Here is a 13,855-nt window from a genome sequence, read left to right on the forward strand (position 1 = left end):
CTGCTTAAAAACGGTACTCCACCCCACCCTGCACGCTGCGGCCGCGCCCCAGGGTATTGGCCAGCGTCTCGCCGTAGCTGACGACGTAGGCGCGGTTGGTCAGGTTCTCCACCGAGCCGCGCAGCGTCAGGCTGTCGGTCAGTTTGTAGCTGGCGTACAGATCGAACAGGGTGTATTTCGGCCAGTCGGCCAGATACGGGTAGTTGGACGGCACCGAGCTGTCCTGATAGCCCGGCGCGAAGCGCACGGTCACCCCGGCGTCCAGCTTGCGATCGAAAGCGCGGCCGCCCAGCGTCACCGAGCCGCGATCGCCCGGCAGGTAAGCGGCGGTGCCGAACTGCGAGCCGCCGTCGCAGGACACGGCGTCATTCGCCGTCGGATCCTGCTCCGCGTAGAAGTTGCCCGGCCGGGAGTTGGCGCCGTAACGCAGGCGATTGCCCAGCCAGGCGTTCCTGGAGCAAAACTCGTTTTTACCGATCATGTGGGTGTAGGTCAGGTCGGCGTAAAACACCCCGGCGTCATAGTTGAGCTGGTACTCCAGCCCGCGGAAACGGGTTTTCGACAGATTGTTGACGTAGGCGGCGTTGCCGATGCTCGGCTGCACCAGCCCCGGCTTGTCGCGGTTAATTGCCAGGTTGATGTAGTTATCCACTTTGGTGTCGAAATAAGCCACCTTGGCCGCCAATCGATCGCCCTCAAACCACAGATCCGGCTGCTGCACGTTGAACCCCACTTCCCAGGCGCGCGAGCGCTCGGCCTGCAGGAAGGGGTTGGGATATTGCGTAGAGGTGCTGTGAGCGCTGCCGTTGGTTAGCGTTTCGGTGATCGCCGGCGGCCGCCAGGATTTGCCGTAGGTGGTATACAGCTCCAGCCACTCCACGCCGGGACGCACCGCCAGCGCCAGCGTCGGCGACAGCTTGCCCTGATCGCGATCGACGTTCCACTCCTGCTGCGTGGTGGTCGCCAGACAGTTACGCAGCCGCAGCTGTTTACAGGGATTCTCCGCCGTATACGGGAAGTCGGCGTAGCTCAGACCGGTCTGGCCGCGCAGGCGATAGCGGTCGTAACGCAGCCCGCCTTCCAGCGTCAGCCAGCCGTCGTAGTCGTAGGTCAGGTTGGCGAACAGGCTGCCGACCGAGCGGTTGCCGGCCGGTGTTACCCCTTCCATGCCCTGACGGGAAGAGTCGCTGGTGGCCTTGTCGTAATAGAACTCCAGCCCGTAGTTGGCGCGGAAGTCATGCCCCGGTGCCAGGCTGAAACGCGAGGTGTTTTGCGCCTGTGCGCCATAGGTGCGCAGGCGAGTGCGCGTCGCGTAGCCGTTGTTCAGCAGCGTGCTGGTGCTGTAGGTATCGCTGTCGTCCTGAGTATCGACGTAATACAGCTTGGCCTGAAAATCGAGCCAGTCGACGCCTTCCGGCGCCAGGCTATAGTCGAACGCCGCGTTGCGCGCCATCACGTCGCTGTAGCCGGTGCGCTTCCAGCCCAGTTCATAGGGCGGCCGGGTGCCCAGGTTGGTCAGCGTGCCGGCGATCGGCGACGCGGTCTGGGTCTGCAGATAACTCAGCTGCAGGCGCTGGTTGGCGGGCAGGTTCCAGCCCACCTTGGCCAGTCGCGAGTGCATGCGGTAATCAGTGTCGGGGATTTTGTTGTTCTTGATGCTCTCGGCGTAGCGATCGTAATTGCCGGTGTCGTTATTGATACGAATGTTGCCGATGTCGCCCTTATTGCCGGGCCAATAGTCGCCGAGGTGGCGTTCGCTGGCGGCCAGCAGGATATCGCCGGTTTCGTTGCCCAATGCCAGTATGCCGCTGCCGATGAAGTGGGTGCCGTTATCGCCGGTGCTGGCGTGCAGCTTGCCGCCCAGCTCTTTGCCCGGCGCCAGGAAATCGCTCGCGCTGACGGTATTGAACGTCGCGATGCCGCCAAGCGTGCCGGCGCTGCCCATGCCACCGGTGGTGCCCTTGTCGATGGTTACGCCGGACAGCAGCTCGGAATCGATATACATGGTGCCGTTACGCTGGCCATGACCGCTCTTTTGAAAATTCTGCCGCATGCCATCGATATTCATGTTCACCCGGCCATAGTCTTGTATGCCGCGGATGTTGACCGACAGCGCCGGATCTTGCTGGCTGACGCTGGAATAGGCGCCCGTGGTCTGTTCCAGAATATCGGCCGCGTGCCGCGCCGGGCGGTTGTCCATCTGTTCGCGGCTGATGACGCTGACCGAGCGCGGTTCGTCGTAAACCCAGTCGTTGACGCTCATGCCGCCGGCCCCCAGCACCGTCAGGCTATCCAGCGCCAGCGCGCCGCCATCGCCGTTCGCCGTCGGCAGCCGGCTCAATACGATCTGCCCCTGCGGCTGCAGGCGGAAAGCCACCGGATTGCCGCCGATCAAGCGCCGCAGGCCCTGTTCAACGCTCATGCTGCCGTTCAACGCCGCCGCCTGCATGCCGTCGAGCTTCACCTCGTCGAAAAACACCTGCATGCCGGCCTGCTCGGCGAAGCGCAGCATGGCGCTCTGCAGAGGCTGCGCCTCAATGTTGAAATTCTTTTGCTGTGCGGCCTGCGCGCCGCTCGCTTCAGCCTGCGCGGCGATCGCCACAACAGGCTGAGTCAGCACCATCGCCGCCAACGCAGCGCGTACCGCCGTGGCCAAACGGCCGGCCGGCGTGGTTCCCTTGTGAATAAACATGCGTGTGTGTTCCACCCGAAAGAATGCCAAACCAAGTGATAATGGAAATCAATCTCGTTTAAACATAAGGACGTTCCGGAGGGTGAAAACCCGTAAAGATTTTTTACAGAAAGTGAAAATAGCGGCGAAACGGGCGTCCCGGCCCACCTGCGCCGCTCAGTAAAGCAGCGTGATGCCGGGGAGATTCAGTTGGCGGGCGGCGAGTTCCTGACGAATGGCGCTGACACCGTCGTCGAGTTTATTGAGCGCGAACACGCCGCTTACCGTGCGCGCTCTCAGCGCAGGGGTGACAGCCACGATGCGCGTCTCGCGATAGCGGTTGAGCTGCGCGAGCGCCTGCGTCAGCGGTTGGCGGTCGATCACCAGCCAGCCGCGCCGCCAGGCATCATCGCCGGCCGTTTGCCGCGTCAGCCACAGCAGGCCGCTGCGGTAATGCGCCGCCTGGCGTTGCGCGACCACCAGCGAGCGCTCACCGCGCTCGAGCGTCACCCGCACGCTGTGCTGATGCACGCTGACGTCGACGCCCTGCCCGGTGCGCGCCACGCTGAACTCGGTGCCCAGCGCCTGGGTGACGCCGTTTTCCGCCTCTACCCTGAACGGGCGCTTTTCCGGCCCGTTCACCGGTGCGACGATAAAATAGGCAGCGCCGCTCAGCAGCCGCACCTTGCGTTCGTTGGCGGAATAGGCCAGCGCGATCGCGCTGCCGCTGTCCAGCGCCACCCGGCTGCCGTCCGGCAACGTGACTTCGCGCACCTCGCCGCGAACGGTTTGATAATCCGCCTGCATGCCGATCCATATATCCGGCCCGCGATAAACGCCGAAGGAAACGGCGATCGCCACCGCCGCCGCCATCGCCCAGCGGGCTCCTCTACGGCGAAATGGCGTTTTCAGCGCCGCTACCTGCGGCTGCAGCGCCTGTCGCTGTTCTGGCGGCAGTTGCCCCAGCGTCGCCCACAGCAAGCGAGCCTGACGCAGCGCCGCCGGATGCTGCGGATCATCGGCCAGCCAGGCCTCCAACGCTCGCCGCTGGTCGGCGGCCAGCGCCCCTTCGGCCAGGCGCACGGCCCAGGCGGCCGCCTGTTGCCGCGACTGCGCGGTTAGCGGATTCATGATGGCATAGACCCCTGTTTTTTCTGGTTATAGGTTAAGACGTCTGAAGGCGGATAAACCCGTAAAAAAATTGTCATTATTGATCGTCCATCAACGTCATCAGCCGCTCCAGCGCGCTGGCCAGATGCTTCTCCACCGTACTGAGCGATACGCTCAGCTGAGCCGCCACCTGCGCCTGGGTCAGCCCGTCGAGCCGGTTGAGCCGGAAAATCTGCTGCGTGCGCGGCGGCATGCCCGCCAGCGCCTGTTGCAACAGCTGCAGCATTTGGCTGTCAATCGCCAGCTGCTCGAGCGCCGGTTCGCCGGAGGGATACTGCGCCAGAATGTCATCCTCTACCGCATCAGTCTGTCGCCGCTGCTGTTGCCGAAGATGGTCAAGCATCAGATTCTTGGCGGTTTTATACAGGTAAGCCTCGATATCGAGAATATTGCCCTGCGGGTATTGCTCGGTGAGGCGGGTAAAACTTTCCTGCGCCAAATCCGCGGCCAGCTGAGGGTCGCGCAGTTTGGCGTTCAAGTAGGCTTGCAGCGGCCGCATATGGCGCAGAAACAGCGCCTGCAACTCGGAATTGGACATCTCTTTTCCCAGAAGTGAAACACCCAATAGGGGCGATAAAAATCACATAAATGATTATCATTATCAATATTGTTCTGGGAAATATGTGCTAAGGCGGGGATAAACAGGAAACCGGCCTGACGCCGGTTTCCGCTGGGCTGCAGGTCAGAGCTCTAACGCCTCGTCTTCATAGCGATGCTTGGCGTCGAGCGCTTCCTGCTCGGTTTCATGTTCACTGAGCAACGTATTCGGCTCAATGTCGTCGGTGCGCACCTCAAAGCGGCGCAGATGCAGGTTCGGGTCGCCTCGAAACACCTCTACGACGCGGGCACTCCGTGGATAAGCAGGTTGATCATTTTCGCGCATGCCGTTCTCCCGTGTGTTTCACACAGTAGCAAGTATAGCAGCCGCCCTCATTCCGACACGCGCGAGCCAAGATCGCGATCGCTGGGATCGCCCGCCAGCAGCTCGGTCAGTTCTTCGCAGGCGCAAATGCGGCCTTCACGCACGGTGAAGTGCGCCAGCACCCGCACGCGGCTGCAGGTGCCGTCGCGCTTTTCCACCTCGACCAGATGGTGGGTCAGCACCGCCTCGCCCTGCTCCGCCGCCGCGATGATGCTCAGCGTCATGCGGCGGGTTTGCCGCTTCAGCAGCGCCATATGCTGCTCAAACTGCTCGAAGTGCAGCACCTTGCCATCCACCTGCTGGCGGTAGTCCGCGCTGAAGCGGGCGGCGAGCTGGGCCGGCCGATGCTCCGGGTTGGCGACGATCTGCCGCAGCGTATCGAGCACCAGATTCAATGGGGTAAGTTGAGTCATCACGTTTCTCCGAATAGGGTGAATGGCGATCCTATCTCGGTCGGGTGATGGCATAATAACCGTATCAGGACTTTCAATAACGTTAAACGGCCAACACGATGCAGATCCGCAGCCAACGCCTTCAGCATGAAAAAAAGCACCTGACGCCCTGGCATCAGCACCAAGGCGGCCAGATCTATCTCTTGACGCGCGGCATGCTGGCGCTGGAACTGCCCGGCCGGCAATGGGCGATCACCGGCGGCACGCTGGGCTGGCTGCCGCCGGGGTGCGCCCATCAGGCGCTGGCCTGCGGCGATGTGGCGGGCTGGAGTCTGTATCTGCCGGTGGAAAGCGCGCCGGAGATGCCGCTGCAGCCGCAGCTGTTCACGGCCTCTGCGCTGTTGCAGGCGCTGGTGGAACGCATCGCGCAGTTCCCTGCCGGCCCGCTGAGTGCGCCGCAACGGCGGCTGCTGCAGGTGCTGCTGGACGAAATGCACGCGGCGAGCGGCGCCCCTTTGCAACTGCCGCTCCCGCAGGACGCCCGGTTGCTGAACATCGCCCGCGCGCTGCTGAACGATCCCGCCAACCTGCGCAGCCAGCGCGACTGGGCCGTCTGGGCCGGGCTCAGCCCGCGCACCCTGAGCCGCCGCTTTCTGCAGGAAACCGGCATCGGCTTCGCGCTGTGGCGCCAGCAGGCGCGGGTATTGCGTTCACTGGAGGGATTATCACGCGGCGAAGCGGTCGGCGAGGTGGCCGACGCCTGTGGCTATGACAACGTCAGCGCCTATATCGCCGCCTTCCGCCGCCGCTTCGGCGTCACGCCCGGCGCCTACTTTGCGGCAGTTCGGCTAACGGAATAGGGAAACGGGCGCACGGCGCCCGAAGAGAAGAAAAGGTTATTTCACCGTCTCACGCGGTAGCACCGCGAGGATTTGTTCCACCACCCGCTGCGGATCGGCCGCCGCATCCATCACGTAATGCGCGGCGTCCTGATACAGCGCTTCGCGCGCCGCCAGTACCTCGAGCATCTCCTCGGCGATCGGCCTGCCGGTGAGCGTCGGGCGCTGCGCATCTTCCGGATAGGCTTCCAACCGCTGCGCCAACACGCTGGCCGGCGCGCGCAGGTAGATAACGGTGCCATGCTGACGCATAAACTGACGGTTCTCCTCCGCCAGGATCGCGCCGCCCCCAGTGGCAACTATGGTTGACGGTTTGGTCACGGTCTGCAACGCGATAGTCTCGCGGCGGCGGAACCCCAGCCAACCTTCGCGCTCGACCATTTCCGCCACGCTCATCTGCGCCGCCTGCTGCATAAACAGATCGGTATCGACGAACTGATAGCCCAACGCCAGCGCCAATGCGCTGCCTACCGTGGTCTTGCCGGCTCCGCGAGCGCCTACCATGAACAGGGTTTGTGTCATTACGGGTTGTCCCTTATACGGTGACTTGAGTGCATTGCATACCAAAATACCGAACGGGTGCGATGGCGTGGTGGCAGCATCATACCCTGCCCGCTCTGTATTTCAATATTTACGATAGTGTAAATTCCATGGCACAGCGACTGCCGGCGGCAAAGCCATGCGCCAGATCCTCATCCAGATGCCGCCGCAGGGCGACCGTGAGTTGCGCGCCTTCAAGCGGCCGGAATCCCAGCCGCCGGTAGTAAGGCGCATTCCACGGCACGTCAATAAAGGTGGTGAGCGTCAGGCGACAGGCGCCTTGCCGTTTGGCCTCTTCCGCCACCGCCCCGATCAGGCGGCGGCCGACGCCCTGCCGCTGCCAGGTGCCGGCGACCGACAATTCGGCGATGTGCCAATCTTCCCCCTGAGCCTGCACGGCGATAAAACCGGCGCACTCGCCGTGGTCGCTTTCCGCCAGCCATTCACGGCGATCGGCAATAAATGCGGCGTGCTGTTGCGGGGTCATCACCTCGCCTTCAGCGATAAAGCGCCATGTCGGCTGCTGGCGAAACAGCTGCGCCGCCGAGCGTTCAACCGCCATCAGATGCGCGATATCCCGCTGCTGCGCCAAACGAATCTGCAGGCTCATGCGTTCTCCTTAACGTTGGGGCGGTTATTTAAGCAAATTTCACCGCCCGTGGCTTAGAAATCGATACTGCCGCGCAGCACCACCTCACGCGGCTCCCCCACCGCCACGCGCAAGTTGCCCCCGCTGGATGGGTAGTAGGTTTTATCGAACAGGTTCTTCACGTTCAGCTGCCATTTCACCCGATAGCCGTTGATCGGCATGGTGTAAGCGGCGAACGCATCGGCAACGGTGTAATTATCCAGGTAGAAGCTGTTGGCGGCGTCACCCGGGCGGCGGCCGACATAGCGCGCGCCGGCGCCGATGCGCACCTCATCGCCGCTGTACAGGCCCAGACTGCCCAGGTTCTGGGTCAGGAACAGCGAGGCGGTGTGGCGCGCCACGTTGGTCATCTCTTTGCCCTTGTTGTCCGGATCGTCCACCACGCGGGCGTCGGTATAAGCATAGGAGCCGATCAGGCTCAGCGAATCGGTGAGATTGCCGGCCACGTCCAGCTCCACGCCCTGCGAACGCACGCGCCCGGCGGTGCGCGTCACGGTTTCGCCCTCCACCAGCTCATTGACCATCACGTTGCGCTTGGTGATGTCGAACAGCGCCAGGGTGCCGGTGACGCCGTTAGGCAGCGCCAGCTTGCCGCCGACTTCCCAGGATTTGCCCTGCTCCGGCGGCAGCGAACCGATCTGGGTGGCGATGGAGGAGTTCGGCTTGAACGACTCGGTATAGCTGCTGTACAGCGACACATAAGGCGTCAGCTTGTACACCACCCCGGCGCGCGGCACCAGCTTGCCGTCCGAGCTGTCGGTGTTGGTCTGGAACGGCCGCCCCTTGCCGGCATAGACGTCGAAAGCGTCGTAACGCAGCCCGCCCATCACCAGCCATTTATCGGTCAGTTGGATAGAATCCTGCATAAACCAGCCGTAGCTGGTGAGGTTTTCCCGCTGGTCGCTGTCTTTGGCGCTGACCGCCGTCGACGGCGGCATCAGGCCGTATACCGGATGATAGATATTGAAATCGCCGTTCTTTTTGCCGCGGATCATGTCGCCGCGGTAGGTGCGGTTATCCTCAAAATCGAAGCCGAACAGCATCTGGTGGTTGATGCTGCCCCAGTCCACGTCGCCATTGAGCGTCAGCTGCACCGCGTTGGCATGACTGACGGCGTTGGCAGTCGCATCGGCCTGGCGGCTCAATTTACCGTTCTCCGGGTTCAACGCCGTGGCGCGCGCCTGGTTGTCGCTGTAGCTGTTGCGACTATAGGCGTAGGTCAGCGAGCTTTTCCAGCGCTCGTTGAGCGTCTGATCGATCTGCAAAGTGACGCTGTCCTGATCGCCGCGGGTGGCGTTGTAAGCCTCGTCGAAACGGCGATCGCGCGGCGTATTCACCGGTTTGCCGGTGCGCGAATCGATAATAGTGCCGCGATCGAACGGCACCAGATATTCCATATGCTCGTAGGCCAGCCGCACGGTGGTGTTCTCGCCGTACCACATCAGCGAGGGCGCGATCACCGTCTGACGATTGCGGCCAAAGTTGCGCCAGTAGTCGGTTTCATCGTGATCGACGATCATCCGATAGGCGAATCCCGACGTGCCGAGCGGCCCGGTGACGTCGAGCTGGCCGCCGCCGCCGTTGAAACTGCTGCCCCAGCCCTCCACGTGGGTATGCTGCTGCAGCTGGGGCTTTTTGGTGATCATGTTGATCATCCCGCCCGGCTCGCCCATGCCGTACAGCATCGAGGCCGGCCCCTTGAGCACCTCCACCCGTTCGGTGGTCGGCGTGAAGTTGCGCGCCTGCACCGAGCGCACGCCGTCGCGCAGAATGGAGCCGTCGCGGTTGTCGCCGAAGCCGCGCTTCATTACCGCGTCCTGAGTGCCGCCCAGCGTGTTGGCCTGGGTAATGCCGCTGACGTTGTATAACGCTTCGTCCAGGCTGCTGACCGCCTGATCGGTAATCACCTGCTGCGGCACCACGTCGATCGCCTGCGGCACGTTCAGCAGGTTGGTTTCGCTGCGGGTGCCGGTGACGCTGGTCAACGGCTGATAGCTCTGCACGCCGTCGGCGTCTTTACGGCCGATCACCACCAGGTTCTCGTCCTGCGACGCGGCTTTTTCCGCCGCCCACGTCGGCGATGTCGCGCAGGCCGCCAAAGGCAATGCGCACCACCAACCGCGCTTGTTGTTATTCATTATCTAACTGACTCCAATAGGTCCCTGAAAAAGGTAACGGCAAAAACTGCTGATACAGCTGTTGGAAGGTCTGTTGCGGGTTAATGTCGGCGAACAGATCCGGGTAAAACGCTTTGGCGAACATCTCGACCAGCACCACGTGGTACGGGCTGAGGTAAAAATTGTGCCAGACGCTCCAGGCACGGTGGTTTTTCACCGCCTGCAGGCTGGCCAGCATCGGCTGTTTGGCGATCAACTGGTGGAAGCTGGCGGCAGCCTCCTGTGGGCTGACCTGCGGCCCGAGGCGCAAGTCGGACAGCCGTTTGCCCTGCGGCCCGGCCATGCCGGTGGCGAGGTAAACGTCGGGATTGGCGCTCAGAATGGTTTCCGGGTTCAGTTCGCCATACACGCCTTTGACGCTGGCGTTGGCGATGTTGTCACCGCCGGCGAAGGTCAGCAGATCGCCGAGATTACCGTGCGCGGCGGTGGTGCAGCAGGTGTCGCGTCGCCCCAGATGCAGATGCAGCATCACTTTGGGTTTCGCCCCCTGATAGCCCGCCAGCCGTTGCTGAATCACCGCCATATGCTGCTGATAAAATTCGATGAACTGCTCGGCGCGCTCCTGGCGATTGAGCACGTCGCCCAGCAGCCGCACGCTCGGCACGGTGTTGTTCAGCAGATCGATGCGCAGATCGACATAGATCACCGCCACGCCGGCCTTGTTCAACGCGGAAACCAGCAGATCGTTGTCGCCGTCTTCACGCGCGTAGCGCGCCAGGATCACCAGATCCGGCTTCAGCTGCAGCAGGCTTTCGATATTGACCTGGCGAAAATTGTTGCCGCTGATAACGGGGATCGCGGCGATCTGCGGAAACTTCTGCGTATAAAGCTGCCAGCTTTGCGCATCGAAGCGCGCCAGATCCGCCGGCCAGCCGACGATGCGCTGCGCCGGGTTGCCCGGCTCCAGCAGCGCCAGCGTATACAGCATGCGGCTCTCTCCCAGCACGATACGCTGCGGGTTATCCGGCACCACGACCTGACGGCCGGTGATGTCGGTGACCGTTTTCGCCTGGGCGGGGAACAGGCCGAACCACAGGGAAAGCAGCAGTAAAATGAGGGAATTGCGCATGATTGAGCCGAAACGGAGAAATAGTGTGCGCATGATAATCACTCTCATTAGCACTTGCAATCCTGCACCGCGATTGCCAAAAGAAATCCGGGAAACGACGCCGGACGCGGGGCGAAACACCGCGAAACCGCTAAAAGAACGGCTTTAAAAAGTTAAAAAAATGGCCGAAAAATAGGTTAAATGGGGTAGGAACCCAGAAAAGAATCGGGAGACATCCATGACTCAACGCATCATTCCGCTGTCGGATTGCCCGCAGTTTGCCGATGTGTGCGCCGCCTGGGCCTTCGGCCAGTGGGGCTCACAGCGCGGCGGCTCGCTGGAGCGCACCCAGCTGCGCTTCGCCCAATGCAGCCGGCCGAGCGACGATCACCTGACGCTGATGATGATCGACGGCGATCGCCCGGTGGGCATGGCCAGCCTGTGGCCCAGCGACGATCATCAGCGCCAGGACCTCACCCCGTGGCTGGCCGGCGTCTTCGTGCATCCCGATCACCGCCGCAAGGGCATCGCCCACCGTCTGGAGATGGCGATCGTCGAGGCGGCGCGGCAGCGCCATCATCCCGTCTTGCATCTGATCACCGACAAGTCGGAAGCGCTGTACGCCGGCTGGGGTTGGCATCCCCTTGAACGCCGCCGGCAGCACGACGAAGAGGTGGTGGTGATGGCGAAGAAACTGTAGTTAACGCGGGGTACAAACATACACCAGCGCCGGCGGGAAGTTGCGCACTACCCGCAGGCGTTTCCAGTGAAAATAGCGTGACAGCAATTTTTCCGACAGGTGACTGTATTGGAACAGCACCAACGTGCCGTCGCGCGCCAGCAGCCGTTGCCGGGCCTGCTGAAGAATGCGCGCGCTGATCCTGAGCGGGATCGACAGCAGCGGCAGACAGGAAAACACCACGTCGTAATCCGTGGCCATCCGGGTCGCCGAATGGGCCATCACCTGCAGCCGCCGATCGTCAATCCCGCGCAGCCGATGCACGAAATGGGGTTGGATCTCGAAAGCCTCCAGAGTCGCGTCGGCGCGCATCCGCCCCAGGATGCGTTTGGTCAGTACGCCGTCCGCCGCGCCCAGCTCCGCGATCGACAGCGCCCGGGTCCACTCCACCTGGTTCAACATCGCCTGACACAGCCACGGGGAGGAAGGCGCCAGCGTACCGACGGTGCGCGGTGAAGCCATAAATTGCTGCAGGTAAGCGAAGTGATTCATCAGTTGTAGCCGGGTCGCATTTAACATTGAGGCCTCCTTGGGTTAAGCCCCCAATGTGAACCGAATTTCTTAAGTCTTCATTAACATGATTCCGAAAGCGGCGAACACAGTTGTAATCAAATGCAACCTCCGCGGCAGCGGCACAAATAAAAACGGTCGTAATAATGACCTGAAAATAAGCCGCTTATACGCCGACTTACCAGATAATTATTACGACCGTTTATTTTATTGGCCACGTTGCCGTGGCCAAAGGGTAAAAAGTCAACGCTTAGCGATAAATTTCCGCATTGCCGCGCCAGTTGCTGGAGTCCCCGGGGGTGTCCAGACCGATGATGCGGTAATGGCTGGCGCCGTCCGCCGCGGCTTTTTCTTTCAGGGCGTGAATGGCGTCATGCGGTGAACCGCTAATGCCGGAAACCGACACCACGCCGAGGCTTTGCAGATTGGCGGCCTGCTCGCTGTTAACCTGTTTCACCGACGACAGCGGCGCGGCGAAAGTGGAGAATGAGGCGGCGGCGATCAAGACTGCTGCGATGCTTGGGATAAGTTTCATGATTGACTCCAGGTGTTCTTGTTTATTAGCTCGTGGTCAGTGATGTTAATTATCCGCTAGCCAATGAAAACGGACGTCATGCAACGTAAAGAACATCAATCATTGTGAGGAGAATAAGGAGGAAGTGAGAGCGAGTGTGTATTTTCAGGCGGGAATGACTTTATAGACCTCACCTTACCCCTATTTGATGAACAATTAAAGACGGTGCGAGATAAAGAATGGGCGCCGTCGCTATTTAAGATTTTTTACCCGCCGGAGCGCGCTGAGCTACGCTGATTTTGTGGCTTACCCTTTTAAGGAAGAACGCTTATGTCGCAAAACCTGCTGCGCGTGCGTGACGGTCATGGCGCTTCGGTCTCATTCTCTGAGCTGCTGTTCGATCTGATCTACGTTTTCGCCGTGACCCAACTCTCCCACTATCTGCTGCATCACCTGACGCTGACCGGGGCGCTGGAAACCCTGCTGCTGTGGTTCGCCGTCTGGTTGGCTTGGCAATACACCGCCTGGGTCACCAACTGGTTTAACCCGGATACCCGTCAGATCCGCCTGCTGCTGTTCGCGATCATGCTGCTGGGGCTGTTCGCCGCCGCCGCGTTGCCGCAGGCGTTTGGCGAACGCGGCCTGATCTTCGCCCTGTTCTACGTCGCCATCCAGGTCGGGCGTTCCATTACCGTGCTGCGCCTGCTGGAGCCCGGCCACCCGTTAAAGCAAAACTTTCGCCGCATCCTCGGCTGGCTGTGCATCTCCGCCGTCTTCTGGATCGCCGGCGGGCTGGCGGAAGGCAGCGCGCGCCCGGCGCTGTGGGCGATCGCCGTACTGTGCGAATACGTCTCGCCGATGTTCGGTTTCCGTCTGCCGGTGCTGGGGCGCTCGGACAGCAGCAGCGAATGGACCATCGAAGGCCACCATCTGGCGGAGCGCTGCCAGCTATTCGTGATCGTGGCGCTGGGGGAGACCATTCTGATCACCGGCGCCACCCTGAGCGAGATGGAAAGCTGGAGCCCGCCGGTGCTTATCGCCTCGCTGGTGGCCTTTCTCGGCAGCCTGGCGATGTGGTGGGTCTACTTCGACACCAGCAGCAAAGCCGGCAGCCACGCCATCAGCCAGGCGGAAAACCCCGGCCAACTGGGCGCTTACTTCCATTACGTCCACGTTGCGCTGGTGGGGGCGATCATCGTCTGCGCCGTGGCCAACGAGCTGGTGATCGCCCATCCCGACGGCCGCATCCAACACGCCACGGCGGCGGTGTTGCTGCTCGGCCCGGCGATTTACCTGCTCGCCAATGCGCTGTACAAACGGCTGGTGTATCACCGTTTCCCGCTGTCGCATCTGGTCGGGCTGCTGGCGCTGGCGGTATTGGCCCCTTTCGCCTATTTAACCGATCTGCTGATGGTCAATGGCCTGACGACGCTGATCATGGTGATGGTGGCGGTGTGGGAGAGCATCTCGCGCGGCAGAGCGCCGCAGCGGCAGGCGGAAGCCTGAAGCAAACGGGGGCGCTGTCGCCCCCGCTGTGAGATTGATGACAAAACTCATGCCATTGCCGGGTTTGCAAAGAGCAGCGGATAAAAAACAAGGAAAATCAATTTATTGATTTTCGGAT

14 protein-coding genes are annotated in these 13,855 nt (G+C 61.7%); 3 read left to right on the plus strand and 11 right to left on the minus strand.

What is annotated here, in order from left to right:
• Window positions 1–4: 4 nt before the first annotated feature.
• From ACRAWE_RS14970 to ACRAWE_RS14990, 5 genes are all read right to left on the minus strand, one after another.
• Window positions 5–2,692 carry a TonB-dependent receptor gene (locus ACRAWE_RS14970; RefSeq protein WP_063918824.1) on the minus strand — a complete coding sequence of 896 codons (2,688 nt, stop codon included), beginning with the start codon at window positions 2,690–2,692 and terminating at the stop codon, window positions 5–7.
• Window positions 2,693–2,848: 156 nt separating this feature from the next.
• Complete coding sequence (locus ACRAWE_RS14975) at window positions 2,849–3,802, minus strand: FecR family protein (protein ID WP_019454233.1); 954 nt, start codon at window positions 3,800–3,802, stop codon at window positions 2,849–2,851.
• A 76-nt stretch (window positions 3,803–3,878) separates the two neighbouring features.
• Window positions 3,879–4,379 carry an RNA polymerase sigma factor gene (locus tag ACRAWE_RS14980; RefSeq protein WP_019454234.1) on the minus strand — a complete coding sequence of 167 codons (501 nt, stop codon included), beginning with the start codon at window positions 4,377–4,379 and terminating at the stop codon, window positions 3,879–3,881.
• Between the two features lie 144 nt (window positions 4,380–4,523).
• Window positions 4,524–4,724 (minus strand): YaiA family protein, encoded by a 201-nt coding sequence (locus tag ACRAWE_RS14985; RefSeq protein WP_004940491.1) that lies wholly within the window; start codon window positions 4,722–4,724, stop codon window positions 4,524–4,526.
• A 47-nt stretch (window positions 4,725–4,771) separates the two neighbouring features.
• A complete protein-coding gene (locus tag ACRAWE_RS14990; RefSeq protein ID WP_211129671.1) occupies window positions 4,772–5,176 on the minus strand; it encodes a nuclear transport factor 2 family protein in 405 nt (134 codons plus the stop codon).
• 98 nt (window positions 5,177–5,274) lie between these two features.
• On the opposite strand from ACRAWE_RS14990, the gene ACRAWE_RS14995 reads away from it, so the two are divergent.
• A complete protein-coding gene (locus ACRAWE_RS14995; protein WP_063918822.1) occupies window positions 5,275–6,015 on the plus strand; it encodes a helix-turn-helix domain-containing protein in 741 nt (246 codons plus the stop codon).
• Between the two features lie 36 nt (window positions 6,016–6,051).
• On the opposite strand, the gene aroL is transcribed toward ACRAWE_RS14995, so the two are convergent.
• The 4 genes from aroL to ACRAWE_RS15015 form a co-directional block, all read right to left on the minus strand.
• On the minus strand, window positions 6,052–6,576 hold the full coding sequence (gene aroL / locus ACRAWE_RS15000; protein WP_063918821.1) for a shikimate kinase AroL: 525 nt from the start codon (window positions 6,574–6,576) through the stop codon (window positions 6,052–6,054).
• Between the two features lie 109 nt (window positions 6,577–6,685).
• Window positions 6,686–7,204 (minus strand): GNAT family N-acetyltransferase, encoded by a 519-nt coding sequence (locus tag ACRAWE_RS15005; protein WP_019454238.1) that lies wholly within the window; start codon window positions 7,202–7,204, stop codon window positions 6,686–6,688.
• A gap of 53 nt (window positions 7,205–7,257) precedes the next feature.
• On the minus strand, window positions 7,258–9,381 hold the full coding sequence (locus ACRAWE_RS15010; protein WP_019454239.1) for a TonB-dependent siderophore receptor: 2,124 nt from the start codon (window positions 9,379–9,381) through the stop codon (window positions 7,258–7,260).
• On the minus strand, window positions 9,374–10,489 hold the full coding sequence (locus tag ACRAWE_RS15015; RefSeq protein ID WP_019454240.1) for an ABC transporter substrate-binding protein: 1,116 nt from the start codon (window positions 10,487–10,489) through the stop codon (window positions 9,374–9,376). Before ACRAWE_RS15015 ends, ACRAWE_RS15010 begins: the two co-directional genes overlap by 8 nt.
• Before the next feature lie 217 nt (window positions 10,490–10,706).
• On the opposite strand from ACRAWE_RS15015, the gene ACRAWE_RS15020 reads away from it, so the two are divergent.
• The gene (locus ACRAWE_RS15020; RefSeq protein ID WP_019454241.1) at window positions 10,707–11,168 is read left to right on the plus strand and encodes a GNAT family N-acetyltransferase; all 462 of its coding nucleotides are present in this window, start codon (window positions 10,707–10,709) and stop codon (window positions 11,166–11,168) included.
• Here the strand turns inward: ACRAWE_RS15020 and ACRAWE_RS15025 are convergent, their stop codons facing one another.
• The gene (locus tag ACRAWE_RS15025) at window positions 11,169–11,726 is read right to left on the minus strand and encodes a class I SAM-dependent methyltransferase (protein WP_025160073.1); all 558 of its coding nucleotides are present in this window, start codon (window positions 11,724–11,726) and stop codon (window positions 11,169–11,171) included. It lies immediately after the preceding gene.
• A 241-nt stretch (window positions 11,727–11,967) separates the two neighbouring features.
• Window positions 11,968–12,252 carry a YdgH/BhsA/McbA-like domain containing protein gene (locus ACRAWE_RS15030; protein WP_019454243.1) on the minus strand — a complete coding sequence of 95 codons (285 nt, stop codon included), beginning with the start codon at window positions 12,250–12,252 and terminating at the stop codon, window positions 11,968–11,970.
• Window positions 12,253–12,561: 309 nt separating this feature from the next.
• Here ACRAWE_RS15030 and ACRAWE_RS15035 point away from each other — a divergent pair, with 309 nt between their 5' ends.
• Complete coding sequence (locus ACRAWE_RS15035) at window positions 12,562–13,737, plus strand: low temperature requirement protein A (protein WP_063918819.1); 1,176 nt, start codon at window positions 12,562–12,564, stop codon at window positions 13,735–13,737.
• The last annotated feature ends 118 nt before the right edge of the window (window positions 13,738–13,855 follow it).

This window comes from Serratia sp. BFP-2025, from assembly GCF_050880365.1.
GTDB lineage: Bacteria > Pseudomonadota > Gammaproteobacteria > Enterobacterales > Enterobacteriaceae > Serratia > Serratia surfactantfaciens.